This window comes from Alteromonas sp. R7 (genome assembly GCF_055755235.1).
Genome location: NZ_JBVTQX010000007.1, coordinates 256,958 through 275,788, shown reverse-complemented (window position 1 = coordinate 275,788; position 18,831 = coordinate 256,958). Strand labels below are relative to the sequence as shown.

The window sequence follows — 18,831 nt, the reverse complement described above, 5'->3', positions numbered from 1 at the left end:
ACGACATGCAATGAAAACTGTGTCGCGCCAAAAATGTACGTTGTTCTAGGTATTAAATGAAACTAAATGAAGCTCAAGAGTCTGCCGTAACCTTTGTGTCTGGCCCATGTTTGGTGCTGGCGGGGGCGGGTAGTGGTAAAACGCGCGTAATTACCAATAAGATTGCTCATTTAGTTAGAAACTGCGATATGCCAGCTCGCTACATTGCAGCGGTAACCTTTACCAACAAAGCAGCACGTGAAATGAAAGAACGTGTAGCGCAGACCTTGGGCAAGCCGGAGGCGCGCGGGCTAAAAGTGTCGACCTTCCACACCATGGGCTTAACCATTATTAAAGCGCATGTGAAAGATCTTGGCTTAAAGCCAGGTTTCTCGTTATTCGACGATAAAGACTCGTTCGCGTTGCTTAACGATTTGACGTCCGACACCCTCGATGGCGATAAAGATCAGCTTCAGCTTTTACAAAGCTGCATCTCGAACTGGAAAAACGATCTTATCTTGCCTGATGCTTTATTAAAATCAGCAACCAGCACGGGCGAGAGAGAGTTTGCAGAAGCCTACAAGCGTTACCAAGACAACCTTAAGGCATATAACGCGCTAGACTTCGACGACCTAATTTTATTACCTACATTGCTTTTAAAAAGTAGCGAAGCAATAAGAGCCAAATGGCAGAGCAAAATTCGCTACTTGCTGGTGGATGAGTACCAAGATACCAATACCAGTCAGTACGAGTTGGTAAAGCTATTAGTAGGTGAGCGTGCGCGCTTTACCGTGGTGGGCGACGATGACCAGTCTATCTATTCATGGCGTGGCGCTAAGCCACAGAATTTGCACCTATTACAGCAAGACTTTCCGCGCTTAAACGTCATTAAGCTACAACAAAATTACCGCTCGTCAGGTCGTATTCTGCATTGCGCGAATATTCTTATTCAGAACAATCCGCATTTGTTCGATAAAACCCTGTTCTCAGAGCTGCAGTACGGCGAGCCGCTAAAAGTAATAGAGGCGAAGAACGAAGAGCATGAAGGTGAGCGCGTGGTGGCCGAACTGCTGGCGCATAAGTTCATGAACCGCACCCAGTTTAAAGACTACGCCATATTGTATCGCGGGAATCACCAAAGTCGTATTTTTGAAAAGCTGTTAATGAGTAACCGCATTCCGTACAAAATCAGCGGCGGTATGTCGTTCTTTGGTCGTGCTGAAGTGAAAGACATCATGGCGTATTTAAGGTTGTTGGTGAACCAAGACGACGATAACGCTTTGCTTCGCATTATTAACACGCCAGGGCGCGGTATAGGCCGCGCTACGCTGGAAAAACTGGGTAACTTTGCAAATAGCTTGGGCGTGTCTATGTTCGAAGCGGCGACGCACCCTAACTTAAATAGCGTGCTGCCCGACAAAGCCTTTCATTCGGTTTCTACCTTTGCCCGTTGGGTAGTAGAGCTATCGGACAATGCGGAACGAGGCAACACCGCTGACGCGGTTCGCACCATGATCCGCACGATGGGCTACGAAGAATGGCTATATGAAACCAGCGCCAGCCCCAAAGCCGCCGAAATGGCCATGGCCAACGTAAGTACCTTATTCGGTTGGGTTAACGATATGCTGGAAGGCAATGACCTAGACCAACCCATGACATTAACCGAAGTGGTGAACCGTCTGATATTGCGCGACATGATGGAGCGCGGCGAAGACGACGGGGAAGGGGATCAAGTTCAGTTAATGACGCTACACGCCTCAAAAGGTTTGGAATTTCCTATTGTATTTTTAGTGGGCATGGAAGAAGGCTTATTGCCGCACCAAAGCAGCATTGACGAAGACAACGTAGAAGAAGAGCGCCGACTTGCTTATGTGGGAATTACTCGCGCCCAGCGCGAGCTTATATTCAGCCTTGCTAAAGAGCGTCGACAATTTGGTGAAGTGATTAACCCAGAGCCAAGCCGCTTTCTGTTCGAACTGCCGCCTGACGATGTACAGTGGGAAAATCAGAAACCGAAGGCGACAAAAGAAGAGCGCCAGCAAAAGGCACAGGTGGGAATTGCTAACCTACGGGATATTCTAGGGAAAAAGTAGCCTGCTATTTGAGATGAGGTTATGCTGGCAAGTAAGTACTAACTATCAGCTTGCTAGCGACGTCATATCCAGCACTTTGGCGTGCTTCAATACTTTGCCTTGGCCATAAATGCATTCAATTTCATTAAGTGCATCTAGCTGCGCCTGTGAGTCTACGCCTTCAGCAATAACCTGAAACTTCAAGTGCTCTGAAATAAGCATAACAGACTGAATAAGTTTTAAGTTTCGTTGAGAGCGAGGCAGTGACTTAACAAAGCGATGATCAATTTTGATGAAGTCGAAGGGGTAGGCAAACAAATAACTTAATGAAGCCAATCCGCTTCCAAAGTTATCCAACACCAAAGTTACGCCCGCACGTTTTAACTTCTTAATAGCAGGAAGAATGAACTGAGAGCGGCGATTTAAGTCGTTTTCATCAAACTCAAATACCAGCTGGCTAGGCGTAATACCTGATGTTTCAATCACATTAATCATCTGGTTTACCATAGATGCCTGTAGCAAATGATTAATTGAAACGTTAACCGCTATTTTATTTATCGGGTCGTCGGTGTTTTTATAGTGGTTTAACAGCTCGCAGGCTTTGGTTAGCTGGAACAGGTCTAAATCTAGCGTAAGGCCACTATGTTCTGCCACTTGTCTAAACTGCTCTCTGGCAATCTTGCCGTAGGCAGGGTGCGACCAGCGAATATACATCTCTTTATACAGTGTGCTGTCGTCATTAAGCTTTATAACGGGCTGTAGGAAGTAATCGAACTCTTCTTCGCGCAGTGCACGTCTGAATTCATTTTCAAGCTCAAGTTCTTCAATAAGCCTGTCGCGCATGCTCTTGTCGAACATAACAAAGCGTCCGCGGCCTAGCGTTTTCGCCTGATACATGGCTGCATCGGCATCACGAAGCACTTCATCAGCGGCGCGATAGTAGGTTTCTAAGTGCGCAATACCAATACTTGCACCTGAATACATCTCTCGACCATCAAGCAAGAACGGTTCGGAAATAGATGAAATTATACGGCTAGCCACTTCTTCTACGTCTGCTTCATCTTCAAAGTTATCAAGCAGTACAACAAACTCATCGCCGCCTAAGCGCGCTAGCAGGTCGTGACCACGAATACATAGCGCAATACGTCTAGCTACTTCAATTAAGAACTCATCGCCCGCGTGGTGACCTAGGGTATCGTTAATAACCTTGAAGCGATCTAGGTCGATAAACAGCACCGCAAACATGTTTTCGCTGTAACGCTGCTTACTGGCAATAGCCAGCTCTAGGCGACTAGTGAACATGGCGCGGTTAGGCAAATCAGTTAACGAGTCGTGATGCGCATCGTGAATAAGCTTAAGCTCAATCTCTTTACGCTCTTCAATTTGTTGCTTTAAGAACTTATTAGCACGGTTTAGCTCAGCTGTGCGTTCTTTAACGCGCTCCTCAAGCTCAACGTTATAGCGCTGCATAGACTCGGTATTGCGCTTACGCTCAATGGCTACCGCGATATGGTGTGATACAAAACGCAAAAGCTCTTGGTCGCGAGAATTGTATTTAGCGTGTTTACCGTAGGTTTGTACAGCAATAACACCTGCTATTTCTCCATCTACAACAAGCGGCGAACCTAACCACGAGTTCGCACTGTTTAGCATGGTTTGCGCAACCGACACATCCAAATCGCCAGACTCTGCAAGCTCCAATACTCTGGGCGGGTTGACCAGCTCAGCTTGCCCCGTTCGCAATACGAATTCAGTTAGACCAAGCCCCAAAGGCCTTGAACTTATGTTCTTTTCTTGTGCGTCACTAAAATACGGGAATGCGAGTAGCTCTTTTTCCTTATCAAGAATGGCAATGTAACAGTTAGGTGCGCTAATTAGCCTGGCTAAAATTTCGTGCAGACTGGAGTAAAACACATCCATATCGCCTTCAAGGTTAGCCGCCAGCTCAGATATCTCGAATAAAGCCTGCTGTAGCGACTCTACTTTTTGGCGCTCTAATATTTCTTCTTGAAGGTCGTCGTTAATTTTTCGCAGTTGGCGGGTGCGTTCGCGGATGGTGCGTTCAGTGAGCTCTCGGTTTTTTACTCTATCAACCGTGGTAACAATGTGTTGAGAAACGAACAGCAGTACTTCTAAATCTTCTTGAGTATAGTGCACACCTTCATCATAAGTTTGCACTACCATGGCACCTATGACTTGGCTTCCTCGTTTAAGGGGCACGCCCAGCAGCTCAAACGGCTGCGAGCCAACTAGCTTTATATCATGCTGAGAGGCAAAGTTTTCTTCGTCGTCACGTTTGTAAAATAGATGATCGCCGGTTTTTAGAATGTAACCGGTCATGCCGTCCATTAACGATTCAGCGGGGAGCTGGCGAACGGTTTGTTCGTCGAATTCGTCAATGAAGTAAGCGAAATCGACAACGTTACTGTCGGGTTCGTAAAAGGCGACAAAGAAGTTATCGGCATTCATAAAATCGGCAATGATTTCATGAATAGCGGAATAAAGGCGATTAAGGTGACTTACAGAACTGGCAAGTTCAGAAATGTCGAAAAGCGCCTTCTGAACACGTTCAGCGCGCTTGTACTTGTCAGTGAGTTGCTGAAGCTGCGGTATAAGTTCGCGCAGTTCTTCTTCCGTCAACTCATGTTGCGTCGAATCTTGTGACATTCCGCTCGCCAGTAAAAAAGTAACGTTTCCCCAAAGAGTTAAATTACCCGATTAGAGGGTAAAACGCTACTTTTTCCATCAAGTTGTTACGATTTAGCGGGTATTAGATACCTTCAATCATATACTCGATTGCAGCTTTAATTTCGTCATCAGAACAGTTACCGCATGTACCACGAGGAGGCATAGCGTTAATACCGTTCAATGCGTTTTGCCATACGCCATCAAGACCGCGCTCATCTAGACGTGGTTGCCAGTCTGCTGCAACGTGAACTTTAGGAGCTCCTAAAACGCCTGCTGAGTGACATGCAACACATGCAGAGTTGTAAACGTCTTCACCAGACTTTGCACCGCCAGCTGCGCCAGCACTTCCTTCAGCCGCTGCGCCTGCAACGTGTACCTGACCTACCGGCTTAATGCGATCGGCAATTTCATCGTTACTCATTTCTTGTGCTTGTGCTGCAAAAACAGTTAGCGCAGTAGCAGCAACAGTTAACCAAGTCTTTAATTTCACATCTGTCTCCAGGCAATGATGAATTTGTTTAAAATATAACTGGCCAGATTATAACGGTTAATTGGGGTTGAACAACTATTTGAAGCCAATTACCCATAAAAAGTAAGGATTTTTAACACTTGTTCCAAGCCACCTAAAGAGATTTTAATAAATGAGTTGAAGCTAACCCACCGCGTAAGTATTATTACGCCCCGTTTGCAGCGTACATCTAACTGCGTATTTTTCCTTTGCGAACGTACACGGTTATTACAACCGTAGCACGATCCGCCCTTAGCTCAGCTGGATAGAGCGCGGCCCTCCGGAGGCCGAGGTCAGAGGTTCGAATCCTCTAGGGCGGGCCATTTCCTTTTCTAGTGACCTATGAAGGAATAATCTCCTTCAGCCTTTCTATATCAGAATCGAGCACGCCTACCTTAGACGTGGCTGCAACTCTAACGTCCAATCCAATGCAACATCAAAGTCATTCCAACGCATAGCAAAGTCGTTATACTGTTTTTCATTAGTTCATCTTAAAGCGTATCAACGTGCCTATAATGTCGCCGCAGTCTATTCAACGCCCAAGCTTTACTCAGTCACTACTTTGTTTTGGTGTTATTGTCGCACTGATAACAGGCGGATTATTTGGCCTGGGCATTAGCCTGCATGCATTACTATTTCTGTGTTTGCTATGGGCTGGTATCAATGCCTTTAGCTTGGGGTACACGTACCTGCAAATCCGCGATTTAATGACCAGCGCATTAACCCGGGCCATGCCAGCAATCTATATTTTTATCCTCATTGGTATGGTTATCGCCAGCTTTATGCAAAGCGGCACTATCTCAACGCTAATTTATTACGGTTTAAGCTGGCTAAGCCCCAGTATCTTCCTGGCGGTGGGATTAATTTTGTGTGCGGTAATGTCGGTGGCTACAGGCACATCGTGGGGTACGGTGGGCACTATGGGTGTAGTGCTGATGGGTATTGGCGCTGCCATGAACATACCACTCCCCATTGTGGCAGGCATGGTGGTATGTGGCGCGACGTTTGGCGATAAAATGTCCCCGGTGTCTGATACCACCAACCTCGCATCCATGAGCGCGGGTACTAACCTGTATCGGCATATGTACGCCATGCTGCTAACTACACTGCCTAGCTTTCTTCTAACTTTTGTAATTTTCTTGGTAATTGGCTTTAGCTACGCAAATCAAAGCTTAAATGTTGACGAAATAACTGAAATAAAAGCAGCACTCGCCAGTCACTATAACCTTGCACCCTATATAACACTGTTACCGCTGGTGTTGCTTACGGTAATGAGCATCAAGAAAGTGCCGGCTGAAGTAACCATGTCGTGCAGTATTCTGCTTGCCGTTATCATTGCTATTTTCTACCAAGACACCAATACCATTAGCGTGCTTAACGCATTGTGGGAAAACACCCCTCAAAATACGGGTATCGCAAATTTAGATGCCTTACTAGGACGAGGCGGCATTAGCAGTATGAGCTGGACGTTGCTCCTCGCCTTAATGGCAATCGCATTGGGCGGCATACTGCACGGTGCAGGCTTTCTAGCTGCTTTACTGACAGGCATTATTGAACGGGTAAAACGCACAGCAACCCTAATTGCCGTGACCATTGCGTCTGGTTTTCTAGGCAATGTGGCCATGGGCGAGGCCTATATCTCTATCATTTTGAGTTGCCAGCTGTTTAAACCGAAATATGAACAGCAGAACCTTGACCCCGCTGTGCTATCTCGGTCGGTAGAAGAAGGTGCCACTATGACCACAGGCCTTATTCCGTGGACAACGGCTGGTGCGTTTTACTCTGCCACCCTGGGCGTTAACGTGCTCGATTACGTGCCCTATGCGTTTTTCAACTATCTAAACGGCGTTGTTGCGGTATCTATGGCCGCATTGGGCATTGGCATGCTAACAACCAAAGCACGAATGAATAAACACACAACGATTTGAGGCAGCCCAATAGCTAACACAATTCTGATAAACTGTTTTTTAAGATCGCCCGTTTAAAGCCAAACGTATAAGGCATCTATAAAAACAAAACAAAGGATCGTGTATGAGTAGTAATACCCGAGATGCGGCCTCCTCCAAGGCCATTATTAAACAGGAAGGCGCGTTTAGCGTTATCGACAAGCCCACTTTTTTTGGCTCTCTTATTCTTCTTCTCTCTGTCACCATTCCCCTAATTATTTGGCCGGACCAAGGCGCACAGTGGGTGGCAGCCGCAAAAGACTTCGTAACCAGTAAGCTTGGGGTTTTATACCTCTTGCTTGGTGTTGGCGCTGGTGGGTTCATGGTTTACATCATGTTCAGCGACATCGGGCAAATAAAACTAGGCGACCCGGAAGAGAAGCCCGAGTTCTCGCCAGTATCATGGGCTGCCATGCTGTTTTGTGCAGGCATAGGCGCGTCTATTTTGTATTGGTCCATGATTGAATGGGTGTACTACTACCAAGCGCCACCGTTTCACATAGAAGGTGAAACCCCCGAAGCCGCAAAATGGGCTGCAGCCTATGGTATCTTCCATTGGGGCCCGCTTGCCTGGGCTATTTACCTCATTCCCGCCGTACCTATTGCGTACTTCTACTATGTGCGCAATCACAGCGTACTTAAAATCTCTGAAGCACTCATGCCGGTTATTGGCGAGAAAATGGCTCACGGCTGGCTGGGTAAAATTATCGATATCAGCTTTATCTTCGGAATGTTAGGCGGCGGGGCGACCACGTTAGGTTTGGCAGCGCCAATGATAAATGAAGGGGTGCACGAACTATTCGGCGTGCCTAAATCACTTACCACCCAAGTTCTGGTGCTAGTAACCTGTACAGCTATCTTTGGCTACAGCGCGTATGTAGGTTTAAAGAAGGGTATTAAGCTGCTGTCAGACATTAACTTTTGGCTGGCCATAGGGTTGCTACTATTTATATTTGTTGTGGGACCTACGTTGTTTATGGCCAATACCGGCCTAGATGCTTTGGGCCGAGTACTTAGCAACATTATTAAAATGGCTACCTGGCTAGAGCCTTTCGCTGAATTTAATGGCTTTCAAAACACGCATTTCCCTCAAGACTGGACCATATTCTACTGGGCATGGTGGCTGGTGTTTGCACCAAGCGTAGGGCTTTTTATTGCCCGTATTTCAAGGGGCCGGACTATTCGTACTATGGTAGCGGGCTCCATGTTCTTCGGCACTATGGGCTGCTTTTTATTCTTCATGGTAATGGGAAATTATGGCTTGTATTTACAGCTTTCGGGTGAACTAGACGTGGTGAGTATTCTTAACCAAGAAAGCCCTACGGCCGCTATTTTCGCTATGCTACACACGCTGCCATTGGACTACATAGTCATTTTTGTATTCACCTTGTTAGCGCTAATCTTTACCGCAACTACCTTCGACTCCATTTCTTACATTCTGGCAGCTGTAGTGCAAAAAGAAGTAGACGAAGAGCCATTGCGATGGAATCGTTTGTTCTGGGCATTCGCGCTATCGTTTATGCCTATAGTGCTTATGTTTGTAGGTGGGTTAGAAACGCTTCAAACGGCGTCGATAATAGGGGGCGTTCCGCTATTAGCTGTGGCCTTAATGTTATGTATTGCCATAGTGCGGGCGGCCAATTACGACATGCGTTACCAGCCCGACTACTCGGTAAAAGAAATCAATATAGGGGAATTTCCCGACGACGACCCGTGGAGCGAAGAAGGCACATGGGATATTGATGAAGAAGGCGAAGAGAGTGATGGCGAAACGCCTATTGCCGCAAAGCCTAAACAAAGACCGCCAAAAGGCCACGTTGAGGGCGACCCGCACAGCAGACCGTCGCGGTTGTAGCTTTTATCGTAACTGGATGAAACAAACGCCGCACAAGGGCGGCGTTTGTATTAGCTGAGCACAATTAGCGTACCCTAAAAAAGCGACTGTGGTACCGTAATAATCGTTTGCACCCTTTCAACTTTACGTATGTAGCAGAATGTCAGTTAAGAATTATCAGAAATTCTATCAGCCACTAAACGCGGTACATTCGGCTGATTTTAATCGCTGCATTTACTGCGGCTGCGAAGCTGCACGGCAAGACTTCATTCCACCCATAAAATTCATTCACGACTGGCAAGACGGACACCTGCAGGCCGACTTTATTTCTGTGCCTGCATGCAACGAATGCACTGATCTTTTAACAAATGAAAACAACGCCACGCTAGAACCCAGAATAACGGTGTTAAAAAAGCGTTTGGCGGAAAAGTACAAAAAGGCCATTCGGGTATTTAACCACTGGAGCATGGAAGAGATTGAAGAAATGGACGCGGCATTTCAAATAAGCCTAAAAGGCGGCATGCGATTAGGCAAAGAAACCCTTTCCCGCCTTCAATTTGCAGGGTTCGATTATGAAGTGAATGGGAGTATTACGCGGGTGGCAAAACCTCAGCGCGAGGTATTCACTGTATTCAATGAAGAATTTAGCAGCTTTAGAGAAGCACTAGCCTTTGCCAGTGCGACATACCAAATAAAGAAAAGCCGACTAAGTCAGCTTTATTTCGATAATGACGAAAGCTTTGATAGGGCGATTGAGGCTTTTCATGGGTTGGTTGAGGGTAACCCATAAGGCGCTGATTGGTAGCTTTGCACTTCGGAGTCAGAGGCTCGAACACAATCGAGCACTCGATTTTGCAAGGTTTGGCCGTTAATCACCAAAAGCAAAGTAGCTCAAAGGTCTAGTATGTGTTGAAAGGGCGCAACCATCATTCTTGCCCGTTTTTTAAAAAATACAATTCGGAAAACCCCATTTTTTCAAATTCGGTATCTCTGAAGTTTCTTACGGTTTTTTTGTCTTTACTGATAGCGGCAAGTTGCTGTTCAGTTTGCAGGAACTGGGAAAGGTCTATTCCCTCAGCTTCGGCCACGGCTTCATGCATATTTTGATGGCGGCTGTAAGAAAAGTTTATCTCTTTTGCCACACCTTTAAACTTATAACGTACTTTATGGGCCATGTTCTACTCAAGTTGGTCGATGTAATTCAAAAACTGTTTAACCGGTATTATAAACTCAATTAGTGCCAATGATTAGCGTGTTAAAAAAAGCGGGTGGCAAAACCGTAGCGTGAGGTGTCCGATGAAGAATTTAGTCGCTTTAAAGAAACGCTAGCCTTTGCCAGTGCGACATACCAAATAAAGAAAAGCCAGCTGAGCCAGCTTTATTTCGACAAGGATGAAAGCCTTGATAGGGCGATTGAGGGTTTTCATAGGTTGGTATCAAATATTCAGCAGTTAATTTGAATTATAAAAATTCTAATAAATGATGACCGTTGGGTTTACTCATAGGGGAGCTAAGTTCACCGTCGTCTTCAATACTGAACAGCCAGTAGTTTTCATTGGCACGAAGATAGTTCGATGCTCCTGTCTGCTCGACGGTCAGATCCTTTCGCATCTTCTTTGCTACTTCTTTGACCTTCCATCGCCTTGTGGCAACACGAGGTCGCTTATCATTGCAAGGTCGACTTACTATAACTAAATATTGAAGTGATCTAATGATTTGCTCTTCAATGTGCTCTCGTTGGGTTGCTTCACAGCGCATATGGAAGAAATTTGCAGATCCGTCATGAAATCGTTCGTAGTATCCATCTGTCCTTAAATCCTCAGGTCCGGTAACAAGTAAAGTTCGGCCGACATTTCTAAATTGGGTCATTCCATAAGTTGGGATTCGAGGGGGTTCTTCAACGTAAAACCGATCAACTGAGTCATAGTCAGTTGCGTAAGAGAAACGTGCACTATCTCCGAATTTTGTTTCAAGAAATTTTTTGAGCCAGTAATGACCTGTACCGTCAGTAGTTGGTAATAGTGCGAAAGCTCCAATACCTATTTCATCTATGGCAGTTTTGTAGATGTTGTTGACACTTGGGTCTGACTGTTCAAAGTATCCTGGATACAAAGCGAATGCGCCAAAGACTGGTCTGCTGTAGCCTTTTTCTGATTTGTATAGCAGCGAGTCACGGTAGCGGTGCATCTGATTTATTGCATCGTCAGGTACGCGGTCTCGATCGTCAGATTTGCTCTCAAGCCGGTACTTGGCATCAAACAGCCATATAAGCGTCTCACCTGAATCGAACCTGGCCTCGAGCACAATATCAGGCTTCTGATTGACAGTAAGCGTTCTGACCTCACCTTTCGTTTTACAGTAGGTAACTTCGTGAGAAAGACGGATGCTGATACCCTTTTTTTCCAGTCTGAACGCACCGCCGAACCCATCTTCTGTTTGCCATTCCAGTCCGGCCTGCCGGACATTAGCGCTTTCATGTGATGTGACGTCAAAGCCGCATCCTTCCAGTAGCTTCTTGATCTTAAGAAAGCACCAGACCTCATAAAGCTCATCCATGCTCTTTACTGAAGCGGACGCACCGTCACCTATGGCGTCCAGATACATCTTCAGTTCCTGCCACGCACGATAGAACCCCGAGTAACCAGTGCGTTGCTGCAGTACCAGTGACTCCTTTTTCAGGCCGTTAAACGGACTGAGTTCCGCAAACAAGGAGGCACGGTGAAGCTTGATTAATGTGTCTTTCCACAGTTTCAAATCGGAGAAAAAGTGTTCCGATAATCCGTAATCAGCACTTTCGCGGGTTGACTTTGTTTTGCGGGTCATTGTCTCCAGCTGAGACAGGCGGTTGACCATTGTGGAGATCGCAAATTTTATAAAGCGGTTCTCAGGCGTATCAACGCTCAGTTTTTTCTTTTTTACGGTATATCGTCTGGCGTACTCACCTGCAGCAAAATCTCCGGAAATCTTCTGCTCCAGACGGGCCGGAATTTTTCCTTTAATTCTTTCTGCACGGAGTTGTTTTTCGTATGAAAGTAACCTGTTATGGGGGGCGTTAATGATCAGCCGGGCTTGCTTTTGCAACTCGTGCCAAAGGCTCTTGAAATGAGCCAGCCAGAGTAGAGGAAAATCCTTTTGCTGTGAATGTTGCCGCTTAAAGCTGTGCTCAGTGGGGGCAACCAGAGCATAACGCCACTCATCGTACTCCGGTAAAAAATCCGCAAAAATTGCTTTGAAATCGCTGCGCAGATCCATCTTGGTTGGCCATACCGTGAACGAGACCGAGACTTCCTGTAGCCCGTCAGCAGTGTGGTAACGTAAGGGCAGGGTGGCCTTGCCCAGATGATTGCGGAAATTTATGGTGCCGGAAAGACTGTTTGTGCGCTTCTTAGAGTGAAACGCATCTGCAAATGCCGCATAGTGATGAGCTATTTCAGGCTTTATGTTTTCAACAAGCAGAGGGGCTTTAAATATAAATTCAAATTCATAGTCTGTATTTTCAAAAAACAGCGGCTTCTCAAACTGCTCACCGTCTTCCTCCTGATGCAAAGAAAAGTCCTGAGCAGGCAGGACAGCAGACTGCGATCTTTTAGTCAGTGCGGCCTTTAATTTTTCCTGTTTTACGCTGACATCCTTCGTCCATACAATCAGCGTAAAATCCAGCTTATCATTATCAATCGTGATAATATCCGGCATGACTGCCTTCTCCCTTTATGGCCAGAAGCTGGTAAATCCACCTGTCAGCTTTTGCTTCATCAGCTCAATTTTTCTTTTCGAGCGGCATGCTATGTACTCATTGTTTTCCCGCCAGAGATCAGGGCGAACATTATCCCCGTTCCAGATTTCACCGAGTTCCGTGTTTAACACGTTTTCAAGAGAGTCCAGGATATCTCCGAGCTTATCTGCATCACCTTCAATTCTGGGTAGCAGTTTCATCATCAGGAAGTCATCCCAGACAGCCTGTAACCTGAATTTGTCAGCCACGTCTGCGTTGAATGACTCCACTGTGAGTAACAGTTCATTCAGGGCACGGAAGGCGAGTTCAAAAGGCGATCCTTTCAGCTTTTCATTAACGGCTTTAAGGAATGAGCGGCTTGCTTTTGCGGCGTCTGTCGCTGCACCTGTATGAGAAGACAGCGGAAAACTAAGCATTACCGGATATTTTTTTTCAGCCTCTTCGTCATCAAAAAAAGCTTCAAAATCATTAGGAAAGAATTCACCAAAATCAAAGGTGATTGCGCGGTCGATGACCTTGCGGGAAAAACCGTGGGTTGTCTCATCCATATTGACAGTACCAGCCACAATCAGATTGAAAGGGATAGGCAAACCCGTTTGCAGGAACAATTCCCACAGCTCAGCATATTCCGGCGCATCCATCCCTAGCTCTTGTTTGAGTTTGACGCCACCCACGTTCAGCTTTCCGCTATCAAGCAGGGCATCGCAGGAATACATAAACGAACCATCTTCTTTATGCCATTTGCGGGTTTCCAGAACCGACAGGTAATCTGAGAAATATTGTTCTACAGGCGCAAGATTCATTTCATCCAGACACAGCCAGTGCGCACGAACACGGGATAGCGCATCCTGTTCGCCGGAAACATGCAATGATTTTATTCCATCCTGTTCTCCGGCTTCCGTTTCAAGACCTGCATCAACCAGTGCTTTCCAGGCTGCCGCAATAAATTTCAGCACTTCCGTTGAAACGTACTCAGGGCTACCGGAACCCGTCAGGCGGGTTTCGTAACCAAGTAAGTCGCCCGGCTCATGCCAGTCTGGCCTGACAGCAACCAGCTTATAGGTGCCGAATCTGGCTTGTTCGCGGACAAAGCGTGTTTTACCTGTTCCGGAAATACCTGCCAGTAGAAGAAAGGGTTTGGGAAGGTGGATGAAGGTATGCAGCGAATTTTCACTAAGGAACGCTGCTAACTTTTTACAAGCGGCACTATACATGCCGTTGCCACCTTCATCAGCCTCTTTCCAGGAAGGAATTGCGTATAGAGCCTCTAATGTTGCAGATACACCATCCGAACTAAGTTCATAAAGGCTACTTTCCTTCAGCCCAATATCAGTCAGGTATTTATCATTGAACTTTATAGCTGTACCTGAATAGGAGTTCGCAGTTCTGGGTGACAGACCGTTCTCCAACATCCATTGACGAAATAGCTCTCTGATATTTCGTTTGTCTGGGGATCTTATTTCTTTTGTCTGTGGAACATCCAGTTTGTTCCAGTTACTAAGAGCCTGCGCTATAGAACTCTTTTGGAAATATGTATTTTCTTCCGGAGTGCTGTATTTATTTCCAGTAAGATAACCAAGTAATTTGGAAATTAATAAAGTCAGCGCTTTCGTCTGGCTACTACCGGTCGAGGATATTATTTTCAGGTCAGGGGATGACGCAGTTTTAAAAATTGCTCTGTAAGACTTTTCTTCATACTGATGCAAATCAGCCTTTTTACTTGGTGTATTTCCCCACGCATTATGGATAAGGTGATAGTTCTCAACCGCAAAAACTAAAAAACTGTGAATTTTCTCTGGTGAGATACTGAATTCTTCATCTTTTGAATTAGTGAATGTGAAAAGCAGTGATTTTTCAGCATTGACCTTCTGCTTGTCTTGAGTTAATTCACAGTATTCCTCAAAGTTCATAAGATTTCCTTTCTTATTCTATTTGCAATTTTTTCGATAACAGGAACCACTACAGAGTTGCCAAATTGCTTGTACGCAGGTGTTTTGGCGGCCGGAATAATAAATGAATCCGGAAAGCCTTGTAGTCTTGAGCATTCTTTCGGAGTCAGCAATCGTGGATTTTTTCCTTCCTGTGGGATAAGGCATTCTTTTCCATCTTTCCCATATCGCGCGACGATAGTATTCGAGGGCTTATTCAGGTCTGCTGTATGAGCAGTGAAGCCGGTTCCACGCTCGAGGTTTCGCTTAGTACGGTTGATATGCCCTTGCCACAATTTATCGGAAATTGTAAATTTATCATCTACTTCTTTCTCAAGAATGGTTTTTAGTGGCTTCGACTCACCTGTAAAATCAGGAAAGGAAAAGTTTGATGAAATATCATTTCTTACCGCTACCATATAGCATCTTATTCTTCTCTGCGGTACTACAGTGCTTGAGTCAATAACCTTATAACTGAATTTATAGCCGCTCTCTTTAATCGTATTCTGGATTGTCTGAAATGTACGTCCCTGATCATGTCTTTCTAAATTGCGTACATTCTCCAGGAATACCACTTTGGGTTTTTTTGCATCGATAACTCTCATTACATCGAAAAAAAGAGTTCCCTGAGTATCACAAAGAAATCCGTGCTGTTTACCAACAGCATTTCTGGCAGATACGCCCGCGTTGGAGAAGGGCTGACATGGAAAGCCCGCTAACAGAACGTCATGGTCCGGTATTTCGATCTCATTAACCTTTGTAATATCGCCGAAAGGTAGTTCGCCATGATTGTCTTTATAAGTTTTCTGTGCAGCGCGATCATACTCAGAGGAAAAAACGCAGGCTCCGCCGTTTTGCTGAAAACCTAGTCTCACTCCCCCGATTCCCGCAAACAAGTCAATAAACCTGAACTCCGGATTCAGGACTGGTTTGAGCGATAACTGGCTGAATACCACATCATAAAACTGTTCACGGGATTCGTATAGCCTCGGTTCTTTGAGAAGAGATATCGCAGAAGTTTTCAGTGCTTCCGGGCTGGAGATATCAGGATTGCAATATAGCTGGCTGTCAGTGGCAATTGCATGTAACCACTGGTCAACGACTGCTTCGACACGACTTTCCTGCGGAACATGCGGAATTGCCAGGGGGGTAAGCAGAGCTTCTGCCTGATTAAGCGCGTCGTTTTTATTCGTCATTGTATTACTACTAAAGCTGTAAGAGTCTGGAATGATGTAAAGTTGTTTCCGTAATTCAGCGTGCTATGAATACAGATAAAGTCCGGAAAAGCCTCCCGCAGATTTTATATAGGGAAGCAAAGGAATACCAGCCTGCATGATCTGTACGGATATACATATAATCGGGCAGGTTAGCAATTATTTCAATTAAAGCAAACTTAAATATTTCGTGAAATGTTGCAGTCAGGAGGCATGTTCGGTGGCTGATCCATGTCTCTGCAGGAAAGTATGTATTTAAAACCCTCTTGCCTGATTCTGGCTTGAGCTGGTAGATAATCAGGGAGTGCCCAGAGTGACTGACGTACATTCCAAAGCAATCCGGTCAAAAAACATGAGTGCGATCCGCGCCTCTGATACCACACCAGAACTTGCCGTTCGCCGGTCACTACATGCTATGGGATTCCGGTTCCGGCTACACTGTAAAAAATTGCCGAGTAAACCGGATATTGTTCTGCCCCGCTACAAAGTTGTCATATTTGTGAACGGTTGCTTCTGGCACAAGCATGACTGTGGTGTATTCAGGTTACCTGCTACCCGCAGGGAGTGGTGGAATAGGAAGCTGACAGCAAACAGGCTGAAAGATGAAGCTGTGCAGGATAAGCTGAGAGAATCAGGCTGGCGGGTAATGGTTGTATGGGAATGTGGCTTGCAAGGCACGAATCGCATTCCGTCTGATGAAGTAAATAGCTTTCTCCGGAAATGGATCCGGGAAGCACGGAGCAGTTATGCAGAAATACCTGCTCCGGTTTTTTCTGAAAGAAAATTTATTGCTGAGTAACAAGCGCCGACAACTCACCGTAACCGCTGATAAAAAGTCTTACTATCGCCCGCGTGGCGGCCACGTGAAGAAGCGCACGCTCTCTGACAAGCCGCTCTTTTTCTGAAAATTCAAAACTGTAGTCAGCTGCCGGAATAATGTTGGCATTGGTTGATGCAATGAACAGAAATCTGAATTCCAGTCCCTTAACCCTGTGCATGGTAGACAGGCGGACTCCCCCCACGGAACGGTCATCCTGCCCTTTTTTCAGGACGACTGTCGTAATACCACGGGCTTTCAGGGCTGTGGCCAGTTTGTCTCTCACTGCCTTTGTTCTGGCTACAATACAGATATCTGAATCCCGTTCACCTGATGAACACAGCTCACCAACTGTTTCTGCAATCCAGTCCTGCTCCTCTTCCTCTGTTGTAAACTGTTTCAGTACCGGGTCATTACCGTGTGTCAGTGAATAGTAGTCACTGCCGGAATCAAGCTGCCCGTTCAGGTCGTCAATCTCAAGTCCCTGCAGCAGCTCCTGCGCGAAGAGTTTGGTTTCGTGAGTCGTTCTGTAATTAATTTTGAGCTTTCTCCCCCGGCCCTTAATACCTATGCCGGAATGACCAATAACAATCCGGTCTCCGTAAATCCGCTGGTGGGCGTCACCTACCAAAAGGATATTGTTATCTGCATCGGGTACCAGCGCATTTATGAGTTTGAGATGAGGCAGGCTGAAATCCTGTATTTCATCGACAATGACAGACCGGTACAGCGGCGATTCTGCTTTTTGCAGCATTTCCTCAATGTCGAAAACAGACTCAGGGTAGTACCTGTATCTTTTGAACTCAGAGTGCTTTTTGAAAGCTTCAAATATCTCCCAGCAGTTTATACGCTCTTTCCGCGTCAGTCGTTTACCACGGCCGTACCGTGAAACACTCAGATAAGCTTCACGGGTTGTGATTTGATTATTCACAACCACTTTCAGAAACTCTGTTTCGAGAAACTGTATTGATGGTGCTGGTTTTATTCCGGTACTTTTAATCGCCTTATTCCAGAAAAACTCTGAATTTGAATTACCGGGGAAAAGCGGGCTGAACGGATAGCTACCGGACCTGAGGAAGTTGGCTATCCACTTATCGATATGGATAACCTCGATTTTGCTGAATTCGTCAGCACTGCAAAGCGATTTAAGAGCTGTAGAAATATCAGCCGCGAGATTGGCGCTGAAGGTTGAAAACAGGATTTTTTCACCCGGCTGTAACGTATTCCCGGCCAGCCAGCGCGCTCTGTGCATCGCGACAACTGTTTTCCCGGTTCCCGCACCACCAAGAATTCTTACTGGTCCGTTCCAGTTCCGTGTAACCAGCTTTCTCTGCGCAGGATGCAGAAAAGTGCGCCAAAGCTCCAGAGGCTTATCGAGCATGTCTCTGAGCTCGTCTTCGCCATCAATTACACGGAATCCGGAAAGCGAGCGCCCTCTAGTCAGTGCAGCATCGATATCACCAGTATCGTAAAGCGGCTCGTCCTGTTCAGAATAGATTTCCTCAATACTCTGCCAGGATTCACCTTCCATATACAGCTCCAGAGCTTCTGCAACTTCCTGAGGGAGTTTGTCAAACAGAGCGGTAATTTCTCCACGCGTTCCGGCTGAAAGCAGGACACCGGTATAGTCATTCGGTGTGCCGATCCTGAGGAGCTGGTGTGTTTCAAGTCCCAGGGTATAGGACGCTTCTGCCGTGCTGGCTGTTTCATTCGCTTTGCTTTCAGCGCCGTAAGTACCCTGATTCACATGATAAGCGCTGTCATCAGAATCAGTGTGACTGAAAGACTCATAGATTTGAATCATACCGGTGTAGGCATTTACCAGACATTTTTTGCGTCGTGCCCAGGCGTAAGCGCTGTCATGACTATTTACATGTACAAGAAGAAAGTTATTCCCTTTTTCTGGTTTCAGCACAATACCGCGATGATTCTGATCGATTCTGACGGATCTGTAGCCCAGATGTGCGGCATCATTAATTTTTTCGTAGTTAATTCCCGGAGAGTCTGGGTTATCCGTAAACTTAAGAACAAACTTAACAAAACCAGCCTGTACTCTGCCCGAAAGTCGATCGATTGCCCTCATACAGTCTTTTGAAACAGCCAGACTACATT

The 18,831-nt window shown here is 46.0% G+C and carries 13 protein-coding genes and 1 tRNA gene; 7 read left to right on the top strand and 7 right to left on the bottom strand.

Annotation, left to right across the window (positions count from 1 at the left end; translation table 11 throughout):
* Positions 1-56: 56 nt before the first annotated feature.
* Positions 57-2,072, top strand: a complete 2,016-nt coding sequence (gene rep, locus AC0J2X_RS13505) for a DNA helicase Rep (RefSeq protein ID WP_039226949.1) — start codon at positions 57-59, stop codon at positions 2,070-2,072.
* 45 nt (positions 2,073-2,117) lie between these two features.
* On the opposite strand, the gene AC0J2X_RS13500 is transcribed toward rep, so the two are convergent.
* Together AC0J2X_RS13500 and AC0J2X_RS13495 are read right to left on the bottom strand one after the other, a co-directional pair.
* Positions 2,118-4,718 (bottom strand): sensor domain-containing phosphodiesterase, encoded by a 2,601-nt coding sequence (locus tag AC0J2X_RS13500; protein WP_014947774.1) that lies wholly within the window; start codon positions 4,716-4,718, stop codon positions 2,118-2,120.
* A gap of 103 nt (positions 4,719-4,821) precedes the next feature.
* Positions 4,822-5,229 (bottom strand): c-type cytochrome, encoded by a 408-nt coding sequence (locus AC0J2X_RS13495; protein ID WP_014947775.1) that lies wholly within the window; start codon positions 5,227-5,229, stop codon positions 4,822-4,824.
* A 264-nt stretch (positions 5,230-5,493) separates the two neighbouring features.
* Between AC0J2X_RS13495 and AC0J2X_RS13490 the strand changes: the two genes are divergently transcribed.
* The 4 genes from AC0J2X_RS13490 to AC0J2X_RS13475 all read left to right on the top strand — a co-directional run bounded on the left by AC0J2X_RS13490 (position 5,494) and on the right by AC0J2X_RS13475 (position 9,817).
* A tRNA-Arg gene (locus AC0J2X_RS13490) sits at positions 5,494-5,570 on the top strand.
* 192 nt (positions 5,571-5,762) lie between these two features.
* On the top strand, positions 5,763-7,175 hold the full coding sequence (gene nhaC, locus AC0J2X_RS13485; RefSeq protein ID WP_472996110.1) for a Na+/H+ antiporter NhaC: 1,413 nt from the start codon (positions 5,763-5,765) through the stop codon (positions 7,173-7,175).
* A 103-nt stretch (positions 7,176-7,278) separates the two neighbouring features.
* Entirely contained in the window at positions 7,279-9,048 is a 1,770-nt protein-coding gene (locus AC0J2X_RS13480) for a BCCT family transporter (protein WP_014947777.1), read from the top strand.
* A gap of 139 nt (positions 9,049-9,187) precedes the next feature.
* On the top strand, positions 9,188-9,817 hold the full coding sequence (locus tag AC0J2X_RS13475) for a hypothetical protein (protein WP_472996109.1): 630 nt from the start codon (positions 9,188-9,190) through the stop codon (positions 9,815-9,817).
* Positions 9,818-9,953: 136 nt separating this feature from the next.
* Here the strand turns inward: AC0J2X_RS13475 and AC0J2X_RS13470 are convergent, their stop codons facing one another.
* A complete protein-coding gene (locus AC0J2X_RS13470; RefSeq protein ID WP_472996108.1) occupies positions 9,954-10,202 on the bottom strand; it encodes a DUF2960 family protein in 249 nt (82 codons plus the stop codon).
* A gap of 114 nt (positions 10,203-10,316) precedes the next feature.
* Between AC0J2X_RS13470 and AC0J2X_RS13465 the strand changes: the two genes are divergently transcribed.
* On the top strand, positions 10,317-10,487 hold the full coding sequence (locus AC0J2X_RS13465; RefSeq protein ID WP_472996107.1) for a hypothetical protein: 171 nt from the start codon (positions 10,317-10,319) through the stop codon (positions 10,485-10,487).
* 1 nt (position 10,488) lies between these two features.
* On the opposite strand, the gene AC0J2X_RS13460 is transcribed toward AC0J2X_RS13465, so the two are convergent.
* Genes AC0J2X_RS13460 through dcm form a run of 3 tightly spaced genes read right to left on the bottom strand, consistent with a single transcriptional unit; the run spans position 10,489 to position 15,884 of the window.
* Positions 10,489-12,720 carry a DUF2357 domain-containing protein gene (locus AC0J2X_RS13460; RefSeq protein WP_472996106.1) on the bottom strand — a complete coding sequence of 744 codons (2,232 nt, stop codon included), beginning with the start codon at positions 12,718-12,720 and terminating at the stop codon, positions 10,489-10,491.
* Between the two features lie 15 nt (positions 12,721-12,735).
* Positions 12,736-14,670: an McrB family protein gene (locus tag AC0J2X_RS13455; protein ID WP_472996105.1), complete on the bottom strand. Its 1,935-nt coding sequence runs from the start codon at positions 14,668-14,670 to the stop codon at positions 12,736-12,738.
* Positions 14,667-15,884 (bottom strand): DNA (cytosine-5-)-methyltransferase, encoded by a 1,218-nt coding sequence (dcm, locus tag AC0J2X_RS13450; protein ID WP_472996104.1) that lies wholly within the window; start codon positions 15,882-15,884, stop codon positions 14,667-14,669. The genes AC0J2X_RS13455 and dcm overlap by 4 nt, the downstream gene beginning before the upstream one ends.
* 331 nt (positions 15,885-16,215) lie before the next feature.
* Between dcm and AC0J2X_RS13445 the strand changes: the two genes are divergently transcribed.
* A complete protein-coding gene (locus AC0J2X_RS13445; RefSeq protein WP_472996103.1) occupies positions 16,216-16,701 on the top strand; it encodes a very short patch repair endonuclease in 486 nt (161 codons plus the stop codon).
* Here AC0J2X_RS13445 and AC0J2X_RS13440 read toward each other — a convergent pair.
* Complete coding sequence (locus AC0J2X_RS13440; RefSeq protein ID WP_472996102.1) at positions 16,688-18,802, bottom strand: 3'-5' exonuclease; 2,115 nt, start codon at positions 18,800-18,802, stop codon at positions 16,688-16,690. The two genes, AC0J2X_RS13445 and AC0J2X_RS13440, sit on opposite strands and share 14 nt — an antisense overlap.
* Positions 18,803-18,831: the final 29 nt, after the last annotated feature.

Coding starts and splice junctions, on each gene's coding strand:
- AC0J2X_RS13460 (WP_472996106.1), bottom strand. CDS start 12,720: ATGCCGGATATTATCACGATTGATAATGATAAGCTGGATTTTACGCTG.
- AC0J2X_RS13475 (WP_472996109.1), top strand. CDS start 9,188: ATGTCAGTTAAGAATTATCAGAAATTCTATCAGCCACTAAACGCGGTA.
- AC0J2X_RS13480 (WP_014947777.1), top strand. CDS start 7,279: ATGAGTAGTAATACCCGAGATGCGGCCTCCTCCAAGGCCATTATTAAA.
- AC0J2X_RS13470 (WP_472996108.1), bottom strand. CDS start 10,202: ATGGCCCATAAAGTACGTTATAAGTTTAAAGGTGTGGCAAAAGAGATA.
- dcm (WP_472996104.1), bottom strand. CDS start 15,884: ATGACGAATAAAAACGACGCGCTTAATCAGGCAGAAGCTCTGCTTACC.
- AC0J2X_RS13455 (WP_472996105.1), bottom strand. CDS start 14,670: ATGAACTTTGAGGAATACTGTGAATTAACTCAAGACAAGCAGAAGGTC.
- nhaC (WP_472996110.1), top strand. CDS start 5,763: ATGTCGCCGCAGTCTATTCAACGCCCAAGCTTTACTCAGTCACTACTT.
- AC0J2X_RS13440 (WP_472996102.1), bottom strand. CDS start 18,802: ATGAGGGCAATCGATCGACTTTCGGGCAGAGTACAGGCTGGTTTTGTT.
- AC0J2X_RS13500 (WP_014947774.1), bottom strand. CDS start 4,718: ATGTCACAAGATTCGACGCAACATGAGTTGACGGAAGAAGAACTGCGC.
- rep (WP_039226949.1), top strand. CDS start 57: ATGAAACTAAATGAAGCTCAAGAGTCTGCCGTAACCTTTGTGTCTGGC.